Source organism: Aromatoleum sp. (assembly GCF_035254505.1).
Lineage (GTDB): Bacteria > Pseudomonadota > Gammaproteobacteria > Burkholderiales > Rhodocyclaceae > Aromatoleum.
Map to the genome: position 1 here is coordinate 21,404 of NZ_DATFAO010000095.1, position 15,751 is coordinate 37,154.

Sequence of the window (15,751 nt, forward strand, 5' to 3'; positions counted from 1 at the left end):
CCGTCAGTTCAGAACAGCTCTTCTTCGGTCAGCGTCTCGAGGAATGCCTCGATACGGATCCGGAAGGGGCCGATCGGATTGGTGATGTCGAATTCCAGGAACAGCGTCGGAATCCCGTTGGTCTCGAGATGACGCTTCAGATCCGGGTAATCGCCCTCGTGCGGGTCGCAGAATTTCTGCTGCAGGAAGATCGCGCCCTGAACGCCGTAGTCCTTCGCCAGGCCGAGCACATGATCGAAGCGGGTGTGGTTCGGGTAGTCCTTGGTCGGACAGGCCGGCCGGTCGCAGTAGCGCTCGGCGATCGCCTTGACGACGTCGGCTTCAGGCTTCGATGCGTTCCAGAAGTACCGGGTACCGGAGCACTGGTCGTCGACCACGATCGTTGCGCCGACCGACTCCACCATCGCCATGAATGCGACGTCGTCGTTCTCAGAACCGATCGTCATGAAGCGGATGCCTTCCGGACGATTCAGGTTGCGGGTCTTGACCGCGGCCAGCACCTTCTTCAGCTGCTCGTTGTGCTCGCGCTTATCGACGAACTGAGCCGTGATCGACGCATACAGGGCTTCGACGCCGGTCACCTGCGGGTTGCTCTGCTTGCGCAGGTCGAACAGTTCGCGCAGCAGGCGGCGGTTTTCGTCGACAATTTCCAGCGCTTCCCGCAAGCGCGCATCGGTCAGTTCGCGGCCAGTCAGCGTCTGCAAGAACACGCGGAAGGACTGCACTTCCTCGTAATGTGCCTTGCGTGCATGGGGCGACTGCACGTCGTTGGGCATCGGCACGTAGTAGTCCCACTTCACGGTCGGGACATGCATGCGCCACGAGTTGAACGTCTGACGATACTGGATGCACGACTGGGTCAGCGTCACGCCGTCGGCGTAATCGAAGCGGCCCAGCAGGCCTTGCGCCAGCGAGTCGCGGCAGAACGGACAGAACATGCCGAAGATGTGCGGCTCGGTCACGTTTTGCGGCTCATGCGCTCCGAGGACGCGCACCGGCAACATCCCGGCGGCGATCAGCAGCTCCTCCGGCGTGTAAGTACACATCGTAGCCACCACCTGGCCACCGGTCCGCGCCTTCCAGTCCCGTGCATAATCGTGGCGCTTCTCGTACCAGGTCTTGAACTGGTCGAACAAACCATCGCTCATCGAACTATCTCCTCTGATGTATCGGCAGAAGCAATCCTGCGTCTGCGACTTACTGCATTATTTTTCCGTTAATGCATGATTACGCATACTACGCACCGGAGTGCAGTCGATGTTGACCTACGTCAACTGTCCTGCACATCAAAGTGCAATTTGGTGCACTTTTAAGGAGCCAAAGCCAGTTCTCGGGCGAACCCGCGCCACGCAAGTGCAATTTTGTGCACTGCGCAACGGAAACCGATGATCACGGAAAAAAAGAAAACCCCGCAGAAGCGGGGTTCGGGGGGAGCGGCCGCGGCTAGAGCCGCCGCGAAAGACCGAATATTCGGTCGGACGACCGTTTGTTCAGCGCGCGATGGCTTCGAGCACCTCGGAGAAGCTCTCGTCCAGCGACTTGCCGGACGTATCGACAATCGCGTCGGCCTTGCCGTACATCGCCGACCGGCCCGCGAGGATGCGCTTCAAATCCTCCATCGCCTCCTGATTGCCCTTCATCGGCCGGTAATCGCCCTGGGCCATCACCCGCGCCATATGCTCCTCGGGCGACGCACGCAGCCAGATGGTAAAGCACGAGGACAGCAGCAGATCGAAGGTCGCCGGCTCTGACACGATGCTTCCGCCGGCCACTAGCACGAAGGCCTCATGCTGCTCGGCCACCGCCTCCAGCGCCCGGCGCTCATACCGGCGATACGCCGACTGCCCGTACAGCGAAAAAATCTCCGACAGCTCCGCCCCCGCCTCCTGCTCGATCACCTTCGCGAGCTCCAGGAAGGGGACGCCCCGCTGCTCCGCGAGCATCGTGCCCAATGTCGTCTTGCCCGCACCACGCAGGCCGATGAACGCTACGCGTTGCCGTCGTGCATCGCGTGCCGACGATTCGAGCTCTCCCTGCAACACGCGCCGCGCCCATTCATGCGTCTTGGGGGGAAACCTGCTCAAATATTGGACGAGCAGCGTCAGCTCGGGCGACTGCTCCGGCTCTTCACGCACGATATCCACGAGTGGGAACCCCAGGCCCTCCGCGATCTGCCGCAGCAGAATGATGGAAATGTTCCCGTGTCCGGTCTCGAGCTGGGCCAGGTAACGCTCGGACACCCCGGATTGTTGCGCCAGCATCTTCCGCGTCATGCCGCGTCGCGCACGCAATTCACGGATCCGCTCGCCCAGCATCAACAGGTAGTTGTTTTCCTCGAGCGACAGATCCGGCCGTTTCAGCCGGGCAGTATTCTCGTCATGCGACATCTCGCCCCCTTATTCCAACGGCGCTTGTTTGATGCACTATAGTGCTAAACCCTGAGTGCGAACGCAAGATTTTAGACGGTCCCACGACCACTGAAATATCGTCATGCCTTTGCGGGCGACACTTCCGCGCAGCAAAACATACGCATGGCATAATGCGAATTTTTCAGCTAGCCATGCCACCTTCGTTCCGATGCTCTGCCACGCTGACGTTCGCTCTGCTGAGCCTCGGTCCCGCCCAGGCGGCGACCGACATCTACCGCTGCGGAAGCGAGGCCGCTCCGACCTATCAGGCGACGCAATGTCCACAGTCGGGCGCGAAGCTCGCACTGCCAACGGCGGAGCCTGCGGAAGCCGACCGCAAACTCTCCGAACTTACGCGCCAGCGCGAACGCGACTTCGTTCGGCAAACAGATGCGGAACGGGCTAAGCGGACACAAATGGCGGAACGCGAACGTGCTGAACGCACGCTCGCGGAGCAACGCCACGCTGCACGTTGCAGCCGCTACGTACGCCAGGCCGACAGGCTCGAAGACGAAAGCGGGATGTTTCGCCGCGCGACACGCCGCAAACGCGTCAAGGATGTCCGGGCAAGGGAACTCCGCGACCAATACTTCACCGAGTGCCTCGCAACCCGGTGATTGGCTGCGCGACCTGCACGCGCGTCCGACTACTAGCGCGAGGTCTTCTCCTCGGCGATACGCCAGTCGCTCCCCTCGGGAACCAGCACCAGGATCTTGTGATCGAGCGACTTGAAACTGTCGCTACGGTAATCCTGCTTGAACTGCGCAACCGCGTGCGCGCCGTCGACCTTCACCTGCAGGTCGGAGACCGTGACCTGGATCGAGTGTGCAGCTCCCAGTCGGGCGCGACGCTGCCCCCGCCACGCATCAACGCTTGACCCGTCGGCCGGACGGAAGCTGGCGGCGTAGTGACCGATATACGCCTCTGCGTCACGCGCTGACCAAGCGGCCAACCACGAATCGAGCGCAGAGCGCACCGCATCTTCCTTGGGCGCAGCACCCTGCGTCGACGCTCCCGCATTTCCCTGAGCCGGCGCCGTCACCGCCGGCGCGATCGCGACCGCCGCCACCGGCTTGTCCTCCACTGCGACGACGCGGACGGGATCGACCGGCACCGCGGCGACAGCCCCGCGAATAGGAATCGGCCCGGTCGCCTCCGCCTCGTCAAGCAACACGGCGAGCGGAATGCGGCTCAGCCGCAATGGATCGATATCGTGACGTGCAAAGTGAAGAAGTTCGCCCAGCGGCGTGCGCCCGGCTGCGTTACGCACTCGCGCGTCGACCCCGACGTTGATCAGCGCGCGTGCAATCGCGCTCTCCTCCGCCGACCGCGGCCGCGTACCCAGCAGGTGCAGCGGCGTGTTGCCTTGCGAATCGACCGCATCCCCGCGTGCGCCGGCCGCCAGCATCAGCCCGACGATCTCGGCGTTCCCCAGCTGTACTGCGTGATGCAGGGCTGTGCGGCCCTTGAACCGCGGCCGAGAGTCGGTCACCGACACGTCGGCGCCTTCGGCAAGACGGGCGCGGACGCGAAAGACGTCGCCGCACGCTGCCGCTGCGATCAAGGACCGGGGCAACTCCGCCGACTGAGGGCAGCTCACCCGCGGAGTCGGATGAAGATCCGGCTGGTACTTTTCTTCGAACGCGGGAAAACCGACGGCCGACAAGGCCGTGCCGCACACGCCCGCCAAGACCAGCCCGGCGAGCCCCCTGACAGCGCCGATTCCGGCGCGCCGCGAGAAAAGAATGGCTTGCATTTCGTTACCAATGACGTGAGGAGGGGATTTTATCAGCTTCCCCCACCGCCATTGCATCCCGACATCTACGGAGGATCTGCGGACTTTTCCCACTGTTCGCCGGAGATGCGACTCTGTGTCGCAGCATCCGTAAAAAATGACACGAAAATTCTCAGCCCCAACTTGCAACGACAGCACAGATATCTATATTGCATTAGTGCTGCAGCGCAATCAGCGACTGTGGCGACGCGGGCGCTCGATCTAGGTTAGCGGGCGCACCGAGGGCATGCAGAGCATTGCTTGCTCGGAAAAGGGACACGGAGTTCGATGTCATGCGGAAACCCCTTCTGATCGCGCAATTCGCGCTGGCGTCGCTCCTGATGGACCTCTCGTCCCCCATTCCAATCGCAGGCGCAGCCGGCGAGAACCCGATACAGAGCGCATCCTTCGCGGAAACAGTGGCTTGGACGTGCTGGACAGCCCGGAGCCGCATCTTGTGTGAACTCGACGCCGCGGCGGGGTCGGATTCCACCTCCGCCGCCGCCGACGAGTCCTCGGATTTCCAGCCTCCTCGACCTGCAGCGCCGGCCGTCGGTCGTGTCAGGAGTTATCAACTCCCTCCGATTGCGAGGCAGCTTCGAGATCATCCGGAGCAGCTTGCCGGGCATCGGATTTCGATCCCGGCCTTCGGCGAGCCGCGCAATCAACTCGCTGCCGAGGAACTGGCAACCTCGGTCATCTGTTCGACTCGCGTGGACTGCCGCGTCACCTTCCTGCGGTCGCTGGCCGAGACCGTCCTGTACCAGGACCTGCGTGGAGACCCCGCTCTACGCTGACTAAGCAGTCAGAGGTAGCGCCCGACGCGCTGCAGCACCCGCTCGCGGCCCATCACTTCCAGCACCGCGTCGATGGCCGGGGTTTGGGCGACGCCGAGCACCGCGACGCGCAGCGGAATCGCCACCTGGGGCATCTTGAGAGCATGCTCGGCCATGGTGTCCTTGATCGCCTGGTTCAACGAGACCTTGTCCCAGTTGGCGGAAGCAAGGCGATTCTTCAGGCTCGCCAAAGCCGCGCGCGCGGCCTCGGTCAGGTGCTGAGCGAGGAGTTCGGGCGCAGGATGGATCTCGACGCAGAAGAGCTCAGCCGCGTCGGCCAACTCATTCAGATTCGACACACGTTCCTTGTAGAGACCGACCACCGCCTCGAGCACCGGGCCCGCTTCCGGATCGACACCACGCAATGCGAGGCGATGCGCGACGTCGGCCGCGAGCCGGACGTTGTCGGTCTGCTTGATGTAATGGGCGTTCAGCCAGTTCAGCTTTTCGGTATTGAACTGGGCCGCGGACGGCGTGATGTGATCCAGATCGAACCACTCGACGAATTGCTCGCGCGAGAAGATCTCGTCGTCTCCGTGGCTCCAGCCGAGGCGAGCCAGATAATTGATCACGGCCTCCGGCAGATAGCCGTCGTCGGCATACTGCATCACGCTCACCGCGCCGTGGCGCTTCGAAAGCTTGGTGCCGTCGTCGCCCAGGATCATCGACAGGTGTGCATACACCGGCACCTCGCCCCCCAACGCCTTCAGGATATTGATCTGGCGCGGCGTGTTGTTGACATGGTCGTCGCCGCGGATCACGTGGGTGATTCGCATGTCCATGTCGTCGACGACGACGCAGAAGTTGTAGGTCGGCGTGCCGTCCGGGCGCGCGATGATCAAGTCATCGAGCTCCGTATTCGCGAACTCGACCCTTCCCTTCACGAGATCGTCCCACGCGACGACACCGTCCTGCGGATTGCGGAAACGCACGACCGGCTTCACGCCTTCAGGCGGCGTCGGAAGGCTCTTGCCTGTCTCCGGACGCCAGCGGCCGTCATAACGCGGCTTCTCGCCCCGTGCGCGCTGCTCCTCGCGGATCCGATCCAGCTCCTCCGGGGAGGTATAGCAGTAGTAGGCCGTTCCGGCGGCCAGCATCTCCTGCACGACCTCCTTGTACCGGTCCATCCGCCTCATCTGGTAGAACGGGCCTTCGTCGGCTTCCAGCCCAAGCCAGTTCATGCCGTCGATGATCGCCTGCACCGCCTCGGGCGTCGAACGCGCGACGTCGGTGTCCTCGATGCGCAGGACGAAAGTACCGGCGTGGCGCCGCGCAAAGGCCCACGAGAAAAGGGCGGTACGTGCGCCGCCAATGTGCAGGAAACCGGTGGGACTCGGTGCGAATCGGGTACGAACAGTGGAAGCCATCGAAATATCGACTCAGAAGCGTTTTGGAAGACGCGGATTCTACGCCATCGTAGCGAATGCCCCCACCTCGGGCCGAGGCGGGACATTGACGGATCCGCGACAAAAAGCAAAAAGCCCTGAAACCGAAGCTTCAGGGCTCTTACTCTGGTGGGCGGTACTGGGATCGAACCAGTGACCCCTGCCGTGTGAAGGCAGTGCTCTACCGCTGAGCTAACCGCCCGGAAATCCGTGCGTCTTCGCCTATGACTGGTGGGCGGTACTGGGATCGAACCAGTGACCCCTGCCGTGTGAAGGCAGTGCTCTACCGCTGAGCTAACCGCCCAGTTTGGCGAAGAGGCGCGATTGTAGTGGGAGGCCCATTCATACGTCAAGCGTCGGTTGCGTCGACAACATACCGGGTCCTCCAAATCCGCCAGAAAGTTCCTTTCCGATCGTCGAACGGCGATCTAGTCTTTGAATCAGGCCTTCACCAACGTCTCGGACCGGCATACCGGCGCCATCCCGGACAGCGTGCGATCCGCATGAACATCGGCTCCGTTACATCGGCGGCAACCGCTTCGTTGATCCCGACCTCGACCGGGAATGGACGCACAGCTACGCCTGCAACCGGCTCGCCGACCTCTGCTCACCAGTTGAGTCCCGATGACCAGCGCGTACTGGCGCAACTTCAGCAAACCGATCGCGACGTTCGCGCTCACGAGATGAGCCACCTCGCAGCCGGGGCCGGTCTCGTTCGGGGCGGCCCCAGCTATACTTATCAGCGCGGGCCGGACGGACAGCTCTATGCGGTCGGTGGCGAGGTCTCCATCGACACCTCGCCGGGCCGCACGCCCGAAGAAACGATCCGGCGCGCGCAACAGATCCGCGCGGCCGCCCTCGCCCCCGCAGACCCTTCGGCACAGGACCGGCAAGTCGCAGCCGCGGCGAGCCGTATGGAGCTCGAGGCACACATCCAGGCCGCACAGGACACTCGACCGAATGACACCGCGACCGTGGGTCAGGCGGCGGGACGCGAACTCAGCTTGCGGCGAACGCTCGAACCACAGCGCGTCGGCGGCTTGATAGATACCTACGCGTAGCGGAAGAAAGCCGCCCTCAGGCAGGCTCGGGCAGCGGATCGGGGTCGTGGCTGAAGTAGCGCCAGACGCCGCGACCCGCAAATTTCGCCTGGTACATTGCGAGATCCGCTCGATGCAGCAAGGTCTCCATGTCGTCGCCATGCTCGGGGAACAGGGCAACGCCAATGCTCGCCGACAGCGCTAACGGCAGGTCGTCCATCGCCCTCGCCTTCTTGAACTCTCCGGACAGACGAAGCAGCAGGGCCTCCACCGTCCGCTCGTCGGCATGCTCGACCAGCACGGCAAACTCGTCGCCCGCGATGCGTGCGGCGGTATCGCTTTCACGCACATTGTCCAAGAGGATGCTGGCCGTCCGTTTCAGCATCCTGTCGCCTGCCTCGTGCCCGTAGGTATCGTTCACTGCCTTGAATCGATCGAGGTCGATAAAGAGTAACGCCAGCCGGGTACGGTGCCGCCGGGCATTGGCCAGCGCATGATGAAACCGGTCGAGGAACAGCGTGCGGTTAGCGATGCCGGTGAGGGCGTCGTGATGGGCCAGATAGCGGTAGTGCCCATGGCTGGCCCGCAGCTCTTCCTCGATGAGCAGCCGCTGGTCGATTTCCTCTCTGAGCCGACGCGTATGGTCGCGCTCCGCGCTCAGCGCCGCACGATAGGAGCGGAAGACCGTAACCGAGAAGATGGCAAGGAGACCGACCAGCAGCGATGCAACGCCGAGGTTGATCTTTCCGACACGCCGGTCGAACTCGATCCGGCGCTCGGTGATGTCGTAATAAACCTCGAAAGCACCGGCGAAGCGCTCCCCCACCATCACCGGGACATAGGTTTCGACGACATCGCGCGCTTCGCGCTCGCCGTCCACGGTCAACTCTTCATGGTCGACGATGTGCGAAAAGATCGAGCCCTGGGCGACGACATCGCGAAAGTGTTCGCCCGTGTTCTTCGCGCCGACGCCTCGCCCGTTACTCGAGTACAGGAGCACGCCATCGCGATCGAATATCTTGAACGTGAGCACGCCCAGCGCCTGCCGTACCCTTTCGATCGAATTGCTCCGTCGCTCGTCCAGTGGCACCCACTGGGCACCTTCGCCCAGCACCAGATGCTGTAGCACCTTGGCGGCTCGTAGCGCATCGAGTTCGGACTCCTCGACGAGCATGCGTACCAGAGACGGATAGGCGTAGATGTAGAAGTGAGCCCCGAGCGCCAGGATGATCACGAGGGCCAGAACGACCACCGACCGCAGTTCGGCAACCCGGCGCCCAGCACCTCCCAGGCCTGCACGCAGTCTTGCGGCGAGGTATTCGAGCTGACTCATTCCGCGTATTCCGCATCAACCGGACGGAGCGCTGTTCGCAACAACCCTCTCCTTTAATCCACCGACATTTCGTCGAAAGTTGAATATGGAAAGTCCAATGATTTTTTAGTTTACCATTTTTAAAAAAATTTAAAAGTCATAATCCGACCCGTATTCGCTACCCCGCCTGCAACAGCTCTCCCACGGCGCACGACAAACGTGCAAGAATCGCCGGCCGGCGTCCCTCGATGGACACGGCGTCATAACAAAGGAGACATTCGATGGGCGTGGTTTTCACCAAGACCCCGCAGGGGCTGGCGGAGATGACAAACCGCAGCGGGGAACTCTCGCCGCGAATACGGCGCGTCCTGATCCTGATCGATGGCCGGCGCACGGTCGACGATCTGCGCGACCTCGTCTCGGCCGACGACCTGACGCACACGCTCGGCACGCTCGAGGAGCTTGCCCTGATCGAGGTGAAGGGGATCCGGCAGGACAACAAACCCGATCAGGCAGTCCCCGCCGGACCCATGCCGTCCATCACAGCATTCCGCGAGCTCCCGCAGACTCCCGACCCGCGCGACCTGGAGAAGGCGCGCAACTTCATGATCAATACGCTGAAGTCGTTCTGCAGCCTTTACGGTCCCATCTCGCTGATGAGCCAGATCAATTCGGCGGCAACCCACGAAGAGCTGCGCGTCCATTTCCCGGGCTGGTACCGCATGATCGTCGACAGCCGCTCGGGAAGACGGCGCGCCGAAGAACTGAGGAACGACCTCCTACAGGTCCTTTGACCTGACTGGACGAAGGCGCTTCAGGCGACCCAGTCGGAAGGCAGCGCGGCAATCTCGGGCTTGGGAAGCCCGACCAATCCGATCCACATCGGAAGTTCCACCAAGGCGTCGTTCGCGAGCGAACGCGTCTCTTCGGGTGAAAGGTCGAGAATGGCGGCACGCAGATACACCGTCGCAACGCTTTCGACGTCCGCGTTGCCGCTCAGACAGACCTCCGCCAAGCGGGTAGCAAGCTGCAGCGCGCAGGCGAGACGGTAGGACCGCGAGTCGGGCTGGAAGCCGCCGCCTTCCGGGTCCCGCTGCCAATACACGACGTCGGCGAGCGCCGTCGGGATGCCCCAGTCGACGAGCAGCACGGCGGAGAGCTCGTGCCGATCGAAACCGAAAGCCTGCTGCTCGACCTCTTCCACCGGCCCGTCGGACTGGGCTGCACGGTCGAGTGCAAGGTCATAGCGACCGGGGGCTGCGGTCGCGAACGCCAGCATACCGATATCGCTAAGCAGGCCGAGCGTGAAGGCTTCGGATGCGGGGAGATCGCCGCAATGACGGGCCAGCGCCTCCATGACTGAAGCGTTGAGCAGCGACGAAGTCCAGAACGCGTTGTAGTTGAATCGCTTGGAGACCACTTTCGGCCGGTTCGCCACGAGCGACAACGCGACAGCATGTGCGCGCACGATGTTCATCCCCAGCCGGACGACGGACTGACGCAGATCGAGCGGTCGCTCGGTTCTACCGAAGCGGGCGGCCGATGCGGCGCGCAGGACGAAACCGGACAAAGCCGGATCGGAACGGATCACACGCACGACCGCGTCGATGTTGACGTTGGGATCGCGCGCCAGCTCGATGAGCTGCAAGGCTGCGCCACGGGGGCTTGGCAGCTCGTCCGCCGCCAGCAGGAAATCACGGATGTTGCCGACGACCTGTCCACGATCGCGCGGGCTTGCAGTGGTGCTCATGCTTCGTTCCTTGAAGTCCGGTTCAACCCCGCAGCTCGTCGAGCACATCGTCGACGACACGGTCCAGCAGCGGTTCCTGATCGGCGGTGCGCGCCTCGCCGCTTGCGAAGCGGCGCTTCAGTTCATCGCGCGTCAATGCCAGCGCACGCACGCCCTGACGATTGGCGAAGAGGTACATCGTCCGGGCAGGACTGATCCACGTCAGGCGCATGCGCCGGATGTCGCCCGATTCATCCTTGAGTTCGACCCAACTGCCACGGCTCAGAAGATCGAGCTCGAGCAGCTCGGGCGTGGGTTCCTCATCGGGCGGACGGAAAGTCGACGCGCGCCCGGTCGGCCTCGGCGCCGCCGTCGCTGCGCCGGTCGTCGCGGCCGGCCCTGCCGGAGCCGCTTTCATCGCCGCGGCGTGACACTGCACGAGCTCCGCAAAGAACGCCTTCTGCGCGGCCTCGTCCATCGAGACGCGCTGCATGCCGGCCTTCACGTTGTGCAGAATGCCGGGCAGGCGCTTGACCAGCAATTGACGCGACTCCGGGCCCTGCATCGGCAAGACGCTCCACACGAGCTCGTCGAGCGTCGCCATGGCTTCGCGCCAACGCTCTCCTTCCTTTGCCGGCTCGCTGCCGCCTGCAGCTTCGAGCGACGCGGCGGCGAGTACCTTGATCCACGTCCCTTCGATGAAGCTGCGAACGACCTGCGGAATCGCTTCGTTCGCGAGCAGTCCGGCGACGCTGTCGCGGGCAACCTGGCGGGCGAGTTCCTGACGTTCGCGCTCCTTGAGCCGGTCGGTCAGCGTCGCGGCGCGGGCGTCGGCATTGCGCTCCTGGTCCACGAGGTAGGTTTCGAACTGCTGGAGGCAGCTCGCGAAGACTTCGGCGTCCTCGGAAAATTCGTTCTGGATACGGACGACGATCGCTTCGGCGGTGCGGTACAGCGTACTGTCGGGTTCGAGGGGACCGTCCCACGTCACGCCAGCCTGCGCCAGCGCGTTGATCAGGCGCCGCGCAGGATGACTTCGGTTGGCGAAGAAGCCGTGATCCATCATCGCGAGCTTGAGCACCGGGATCTGGAGCCGGCCGATCAAGCCCTTCATCGCGTCGGGAATGCGCGAATCGTCGAAGATATAGTCAAACAGCGTCGCAACGACGTCGATGATGATGCCGTCCAGCGTTCCGACGTGTTTGCCGAGTCCGGCTTCGACCAGACGCGTGATCACGTTGCCCGACGCGGCGGCCTCGGGTTCGATCGAGAACGTCTGTCCGCCCAGCCCCAGGTCGGGCTGGCCCCGCTGCAGACCGCTGAGCAATTGCATGAGGTCGGCGGCGCCGGTGCGGCGCTTCCAGTCCGGCAGCTCGGCGGCCGCGCGGGCCGAAAACAGCTGCTTGACGATGTCGGTCGCATCGTCCTCCTGACCGGGGCCGCCATTGCGGCGCGCGGCGATTCGCTGGACAGCTTTTCCGCGCTTGGCGCGGGCACGTACGTTCGGCATCACTTTACGGGAAACAAGCAGGGCATTGACGTCGTGGTAGACCGTGGATATGTCGCTGGCGAGCCTTGAGACGAGCATTTCGAGCACCGCGGCGCGCAGCTCGCCGCCGGCATCCTGCGACCAGCAGATGCTCTTGAGCGTCTCGCAAATCGCCATAGGGCCGATCGGGTTGTCCGTGTGGTCGATGTCGTTCTCGCCCAACATGAATGCAACGCGGGTCTGCAGGTCATGGCTTTCGGCCTCGCAATTGCGCTCCAGGCGCGCGGACAGGTTTCGGACCATCAGCGACTCGTCGATGACCGATTCTTCGACGAGGCTGAGTTCGGGCAGGAAGCCGTTGTGCTTTTGATAGAAGTCGCTGGCCGGACTGGATGCGCCAGCGCGCTCCTGGAATTGCTTGTCGAAGCCGGTACTGAACGCCCGGTCGAGGTCCGCCCCGACGCGGCGGATGAGGACCTGCAATTCGATCAGGCGTTGCGACTCGTCGCCCGAGGAGGCGTCGCCGCGTCGTCCCTGCAGTTCGGTGTCCACCTCACCAACCGCACGCGCCAAGGCCTCGCGCACGCGCTGACTGACAAAATCGCGGCATTCGAGCAGCACCCCCTTGTGCGGGCGGAACGGCTCGGACGGCTCCGGATTTCGCGATGTCTGTTCGATTGTCACGTAGTGCTCCGCATCGGTTGCGAGCTGCTTCGTTGTTTTACCCGTAGCGGCATTCCCGTCAATCCTTGCCTATGCAGTGTGACACAAAGCGCCATGCCGCGTGTCGCCCCGGTCAAATTCCGTCAAGGCCAGCCGACAGCCGGCATTACAGCGGGTACGAAAGGTCGTGGACCGGATCGGCAACGGTATGATGTACGAAATACGCTCCCCCTGAAAACCGGTTGTCGCACCATGGCCCGCATCCGCATCGATCTTCCCGAACATCTTCCCTTTTCCACCGAGCTTCCAATCCATTCGAGCCACATCAATGATGCTGGGCACCTCGACAATGCACAGATGCTGGCACTCGTCTCCGAAGCCCGCCAGCGCTTCTTCAAGGCGCTCGGCTACACGCAGACCAACGTGGAAGGCGTCGGCACCGTCGTCGCGGATGCCGCAATCCAGTACCTCTCGGAAGCCTTCGAAGGCGAAACACTGGTCTTCGACATGGCCGCTTCCGACTTCAACAAATACGGCTGCGACCTCGTCTACCGCGTGCGCGACAAGCTGAGCGGACGTGACGTTGCACGCGGCAAGGTCGGCATCGTGTTCTTCGATTACGGTCAGCGAAAAGTTACGGCCGCCCCACCTGCCTTTATCGGTAAGCTGGCGGCGACCTGAAGTCCTTTTCCGTAAGCTGATATTGCGGACGTTCAGGCGGGATCGAGACGCAGGATGCGTCCGTGGGTCTCGTCCAGCAAGTAGAGCTTCCCGTCCGGCCCCTGTCTGACATCGCGAATCCTGCTGTTCAACGCCCCCAACAAACGCTCTTCGCGGACCACCCGGTTGTCCTTCAGCTCGAGGCGCACGAGCGTCTGCGCCTTCAGGGCGCCGACGAACAGGTTCCCCTTCCACTTCGGGAAGACATCCGCCGTGTAGAAGGCCATGCCGGACGGCGCGATCGACGGCACCCAGTAGTGCACAGGCGGCTCGACGTCGGGCCGCTCGGTGCCTTCGCCGATGCGGGCGCCCGTACCGTATTCGCGACCGTAGGTGATCACCGGCCAGCCGTAGTTTCGCCCGGCTTTGTCGACGTTCACCTCGTCTCCACCTTGAGGGCCGTGCTCGTGCGTCCACAGCTCTCCGGTCTGCGGATGCAGCGCGGCTCCCTGCATGTTGCGATGGCCATAGGACCAGATCTCAGGTGCAGCGCCGGGACGTTTGACGAAGGGGTTGTCGGGCGGAACGCTGCCGTCGGGGCGAATGCGCACGACCTTTCCGAGATGGCTGCCCAGATCCTGGGCTCGGTCGCGCAGGAAGAACCGCTCGCCGAGCGTGATGAACAGCGTGCCGTCGCGCCCGAAGATGAGGCGCGAGCCCCAATGGTGCTGCCCCGGCGGATCCTCGTTCTGCGCGAAGATCACACGCACGTCCCGTAGTGCGAGCCCGTCCACATCAAGGGTTGCCCGGGCGACTGCCGTGCGCGCTCCGTGCTCGGTCGGCTGCGAGAAGGAAAGATAGACGAGATGGTCGGAGGCGAAGGTCGGGCTGAGGGCCACGTCCAGCAGTCCGCCCTGGCCCGCCGCGTGCACGGGCGGTACGTCGCGCAGCGGTGCGGAGAGGGTGCCGTCGGGTGCGACGATCCGTAGCCTGCCGGGACGCTCGCTGACCAGCATCCGCCCATCGGGCAGGAACGCGAGGGACCAGGGGATCTCGAGGCCGGAGGCCACCGGCGTCACGCGCACGCTGGCAAGTTCGGTGCGGATGGTTTCCTGCGCGGACGCGGCGCCGCCCCATAGCGTAAGTAAGGCAATTGCGGCGATGCGCGCCGCGCGGCGCTGCTTGGCTATTACATGCTCATTCATTTTTCATCTCCCGCAGGCAAAGCTCCAGGAGCTTTGACTGCCCCGGCGTGGATTGAGTCCCCGACCGATTTTGATGGCCATCAAGGTCACGCCGCGGCTTCGTTGAGACTCTGTGCGCCTACCCCCGGAGCCTCCATATGCGCAACGAACGACAACCCGACTTCCTCGCCGATGTCCGAAGACTCATCGTCCGCGATCCGCTCGCCGAATTTCTCGGTGCCGCCGACAAGGGCCAGTTCGAATATCGCTACGACGATGCCGTGCGGCTTGCGGGACATTCCTGCCCGACCGTCGCCTCGGCCTACATGCTCACTTGCCACGCGCTCGCGGCGCTCTACCCCGGCAGCATTCCCGAGCGGGGCGGCGTACAGGTCAGCTTTCGCGACGCCATCGACAGCGGCGTGACCGGGGTGATCGCGGGCGTCGTGACGCTACTCACCGGTGCTGCGCACGAGGGTGGATTCAAAGGACTGGCGGCGCGCTTTGTCCGCCGCAATCTGCTCGACTTTGCCACGGAACAGCCGTTGGCGGTCCGCTTCTCTCGCCTAGACAACGGCGCTGTCGCGGACGCACAGGTGGACCTGGCGTCGATTCCCGCCGATCCCGCGATGCCGGAGCTAATGGCTCGCAGCCTCCATCCCGGCTGTGATCCCGAAATCCGCGCACGCTTCGCCGAGCTCTGGCAGGAACGGGTCAGGAAGGTGCTGGTCGAATTCGCGGATGACCCGAAGGTATATCGAATCCAGCATCATCCCGGCTGAGCCCGGAGCAATTTGGGCGAGATGTCGGAGTGTGTTAGCCTCGTCGGGCGCCCCTCCGACGTCCTGCCGATGAAAACGACGCCTCTTCCCGATCTCCTCGTGATCTGCCTGTGTGCCGAATGGTGCGGCACCTGCCGCGAGTACCGTGCGGGCTTCGAAGCGCTGGCGGCGCAGCGGCCGGATGCAGGCTTCTACTGGATCGATGTCGAGGACGAAGCGGAGTGGATCACGGACCTCGACGTCGAGAATTTCCCGACGCTGTTGATCCAGCGCGGCGACCGGGTGATGTTCTTCGGCACGATGCTGCCCCAGCACGCGATCCTGCAGCGCACGCTGGAAACCCTGACCGCCCTGACTGACGCCGAGGCACAGGCCTACGTGTCGGCCAACGAGGAGCGGGCCCGGTGGCAGAGCGAACGCAACGTCCGCAGCGCACTCGCCACCCATATGGCGGCCGATCGGGTCTGACGACTCGCCCAGCGCACCGCG

General features: G+C 63.6%; 15 protein-coding genes and 2 tRNA genes. 7 read left to right on the plus strand and 10 right to left on the minus strand.

The annotated features are described in order from the left end of the window. Nucleotides 1-8: 8 nt before the first annotated feature. Together bzdN and VJ673_RS20515 are read right to left on the minus strand one after the other, a co-directional pair. Nucleotides 9-1,148, minus strand: a complete 1,140-nt coding sequence (gene bzdN, locus VJ673_RS20510; RefSeq protein ID WP_324128024.1) for a benzoyl-CoA reductase, bzd-type, subunit N — start codon at nt 1,146-1,148, stop codon at nt 9-11. 342 nt (nt 1,149-1,490) lie between these two features. Continuing rightward, on the minus strand, nt 1,491-2,387 hold the full coding sequence (locus VJ673_RS20515; protein ID WP_324128025.1) for a helix-turn-helix transcriptional regulator: 897 nt from the start codon (nt 2,385-2,387) through the stop codon (nt 1,491-1,493). Between the two features lie 437 nt (nt 2,388-2,824). On the opposite strand from VJ673_RS20515, the gene VJ673_RS20520 reads away from it, so the two are divergent. Continuing rightward, on the plus strand, nt 2,825-3,025 hold the full coding sequence (locus VJ673_RS20520; RefSeq protein ID WP_324128026.1) for a hypothetical protein: 201 nt from the start codon (nt 2,825-2,827) through the stop codon (nt 3,023-3,025). Between the two features lie 32 nt (nt 3,026-3,057). Here the strand turns inward: VJ673_RS20520 and VJ673_RS20525 are convergent, their stop codons facing one another. Then, nucleotides 3,058-4,164, minus strand: a complete 1,107-nt coding sequence (locus VJ673_RS20525) for a L,D-transpeptidase Cds6 family protein (protein ID WP_324128027.1) — start codon at nt 4,162-4,164, stop codon at nt 3,058-3,060. 473 nt (nt 4,165-4,637) lie between these two features. Here VJ673_RS20525 and VJ673_RS20530 point away from each other — a divergent pair, with 473 nt between their 5' ends. After that, the gene (locus VJ673_RS20530) at nt 4,638-4,979 is read left to right on the plus strand and encodes a hypothetical protein (protein ID WP_324128028.1); all 342 of its coding nucleotides are present in this window, start codon (nt 4,638-4,640) and stop codon (nt 4,977-4,979) included. Between the two features lie 8 nt (nt 4,980-4,987). Here VJ673_RS20530 and gltX read toward each other — a convergent pair whose 3' ends face one another. The 3 genes from gltX to VJ673_RS20545 form a co-directional block, all read right to left on the minus strand. Beyond that, nucleotides 4,988-6,385, minus strand: a complete 1,398-nt coding sequence (gene gltX, locus VJ673_RS20535; protein WP_324128029.1) for a glutamate--tRNA ligase — start codon at nt 6,383-6,385, stop codon at nt 4,988-4,990. A gap of 145 nt (nt 6,386-6,530) precedes the next feature. Continuing rightward, nucleotides 6,531-6,605: transfer RNA gene (locus VJ673_RS20540), tRNA-Val, on the minus strand. Nucleotides 6,606-6,632: 27 nt separating this feature from the next. Beyond that, a tRNA-Val gene (locus VJ673_RS20545) sits at nt 6,633-6,707 on the minus strand. A gap of 199 nt (nt 6,708-6,906) precedes the next feature. Between VJ673_RS20545 and VJ673_RS20550 the strand changes: the two genes are divergently transcribed. Continuing rightward, on the plus strand, nt 6,907-7,464 hold the full coding sequence (locus VJ673_RS20550) for a putative metalloprotease CJM1_0395 family protein (RefSeq protein WP_324128030.1): 558 nt from the start codon (nt 6,907-6,909) through the stop codon (nt 7,462-7,464). Between the two features lie 16 nt (nt 7,465-7,480). On the opposite strand, the gene VJ673_RS20555 is transcribed toward VJ673_RS20550, so the two are convergent. Next, nucleotides 7,481-8,776: a GGDEF domain-containing protein gene (locus tag VJ673_RS20555; RefSeq protein ID WP_324128031.1), complete on the minus strand. Its 1,296-nt coding sequence runs from the start codon at nt 8,774-8,776 to the stop codon at nt 7,481-7,483. A 260-nt stretch (nt 8,777-9,036) separates the two neighbouring features. Between VJ673_RS20555 and VJ673_RS20560 the strand changes: the two genes are divergently transcribed. Beyond that, nucleotides 9,037-9,549, plus strand: a complete 513-nt coding sequence (locus VJ673_RS20560; RefSeq protein ID WP_324128032.1) for a hypothetical protein — start codon at nt 9,037-9,039, stop codon at nt 9,547-9,549. A gap of 20 nt (nt 9,550-9,569) precedes the next feature. Here the strand turns inward: VJ673_RS20560 and VJ673_RS20565 are convergent, their stop codons facing one another. Beyond that, entirely contained in the window at nt 9,570-10,505 is a 936-nt protein-coding gene (locus VJ673_RS20565) for an HDOD domain-containing protein (protein ID WP_324128033.1), read from the minus strand. A 22-nt stretch (nt 10,506-10,527) separates the two neighbouring features. Next, entirely contained in the window at nt 10,528-12,657 is a 2,130-nt protein-coding gene (locus VJ673_RS20570; protein WP_324128034.1) for a DUF1631 domain-containing protein, read from the minus strand. Between the two features lie 231 nt (nt 12,658-12,888). On the opposite strand from VJ673_RS20570, the gene VJ673_RS20575 reads away from it, so the two are divergent. Further along, complete coding sequence (locus tag VJ673_RS20575) at nt 12,889-13,317, plus strand: acyl-CoA thioesterase (RefSeq protein WP_324128035.1); 429 nt, start codon at nt 12,889-12,891, stop codon at nt 13,315-13,317. Between the two features lie 32 nt (nt 13,318-13,349). Here VJ673_RS20575 and VJ673_RS20580 read toward each other — a convergent pair whose 3' ends face one another. Continuing rightward, nucleotides 13,350-14,501 carry a PQQ-dependent sugar dehydrogenase gene (locus VJ673_RS20580; protein ID WP_324128036.1) on the minus strand — a complete coding sequence of 384 codons (1,152 nt, stop codon included), beginning with the start codon at nt 14,499-14,501 and terminating at the stop codon, nt 13,350-13,352. A 137-nt stretch (nt 14,502-14,638) separates the two neighbouring features. Here VJ673_RS20580 and VJ673_RS20585 point away from each other — a divergent pair, with 137 nt between their 5' ends. Together VJ673_RS20585 and VJ673_RS20590 are read left to right on the plus strand one after the other, a co-directional pair. Continuing rightward, the gene (locus VJ673_RS20585; RefSeq protein ID WP_324128037.1) at nt 14,639-15,262 is read left to right on the plus strand and encodes a hypothetical protein; all 624 of its coding nucleotides are present in this window, start codon (nt 14,639-14,641) and stop codon (nt 15,260-15,262) included. Nucleotides 15,263-15,331: 69 nt separating this feature from the next. Beyond that, nucleotides 15,332-15,730, plus strand: coding sequence for a thioredoxin family protein (locus tag VJ673_RS20590; RefSeq protein ID WP_324128038.1), 399 nt, complete (start codon nt 15,332-15,334; stop codon nt 15,728-15,730). Nucleotides 15,731-15,751 lie beyond the last annotated feature (21 nt).

What these genes read in the sequence shown, in the direction of transcription:
- VJ673_RS20550 (WP_324128030.1), top strand. Translation starts at nt 6,907, where the DNA reads ATGAACATCGGCTCCGTTACATCGGCGGCAACCGCTTCGTTGATCCCG.
- VJ673_RS20555 (WP_324128031.1), bottom strand. Translation starts at nt 8,776, where the DNA reads ATGAGTCAGCTCGAATACCTCGCCGCAAGACTGCGTGCAGGCCTGGGA.
- VJ673_RS20585 (WP_324128037.1), top strand. Translation starts at nt 14,639, where the DNA reads ATGCGCAACGAACGACAACCCGACTTCCTCGCCGATGTCCGAAGACTC.
- VJ673_RS20520 (WP_324128026.1), top strand. Translation starts at nt 2,825, where the DNA reads ATGGCGGAACGCGAACGTGCTGAACGCACGCTCGCGGAGCAACGCCAC.
- VJ673_RS20590 (WP_324128038.1), top strand. Translation starts at nt 15,332, where the DNA reads ATGAAAACGACGCCTCTTCCCGATCTCCTCGTGATCTGCCTGTGTGCC.
- VJ673_RS20515 (WP_324128025.1), bottom strand. Translation starts at nt 2,387, where the DNA reads ATGTCGCATGACGAGAATACTGCCCGGCTGAAACGGCCGGATCTGTCG.
- bzdN (WP_324128024.1), bottom strand. Translation starts at nt 1,148, where the DNA reads ATGAGCGATGGTTTGTTCGACCAGTTCAAGACCTGGTACGAGAAGCGC.
- VJ673_RS20580 (WP_324128036.1), bottom strand. Translation starts at nt 14,501, where the DNA reads ATGAATGAGCATGTAATAGCCAAGCAGCGCCGCGCGGCGCGCATCGCC.
- gltX (WP_324128029.1), bottom strand. Translation starts at nt 6,385, where the DNA reads ATGGCTTCCACTGTTCGTACCCGATTCGCACCGAGTCCCACCGGTTTC.
- VJ673_RS20560 (WP_324128032.1), top strand. Translation starts at nt 9,037, where the DNA reads ATGGGCGTGGTTTTCACCAAGACCCCGCAGGGGCTGGCGGAGATGACA.
- VJ673_RS20575 (WP_324128035.1), top strand. Translation starts at nt 12,889, where the DNA reads ATGGCCCGCATCCGCATCGATCTTCCCGAACATCTTCCCTTTTCCACC.
- VJ673_RS20525 (WP_324128027.1), bottom strand. Translation starts at nt 4,164, where the DNA reads ATGCAAGCCATTCTTTTCTCGCGGCGCGCCGGAATCGGCGCTGTCAGG.
- VJ673_RS20565 (WP_324128033.1), bottom strand. Translation starts at nt 10,505, where the DNA reads ATGAGCACCACTGCAAGCCCGCGCGATCGTGGACAGGTCGTCGGCAAC.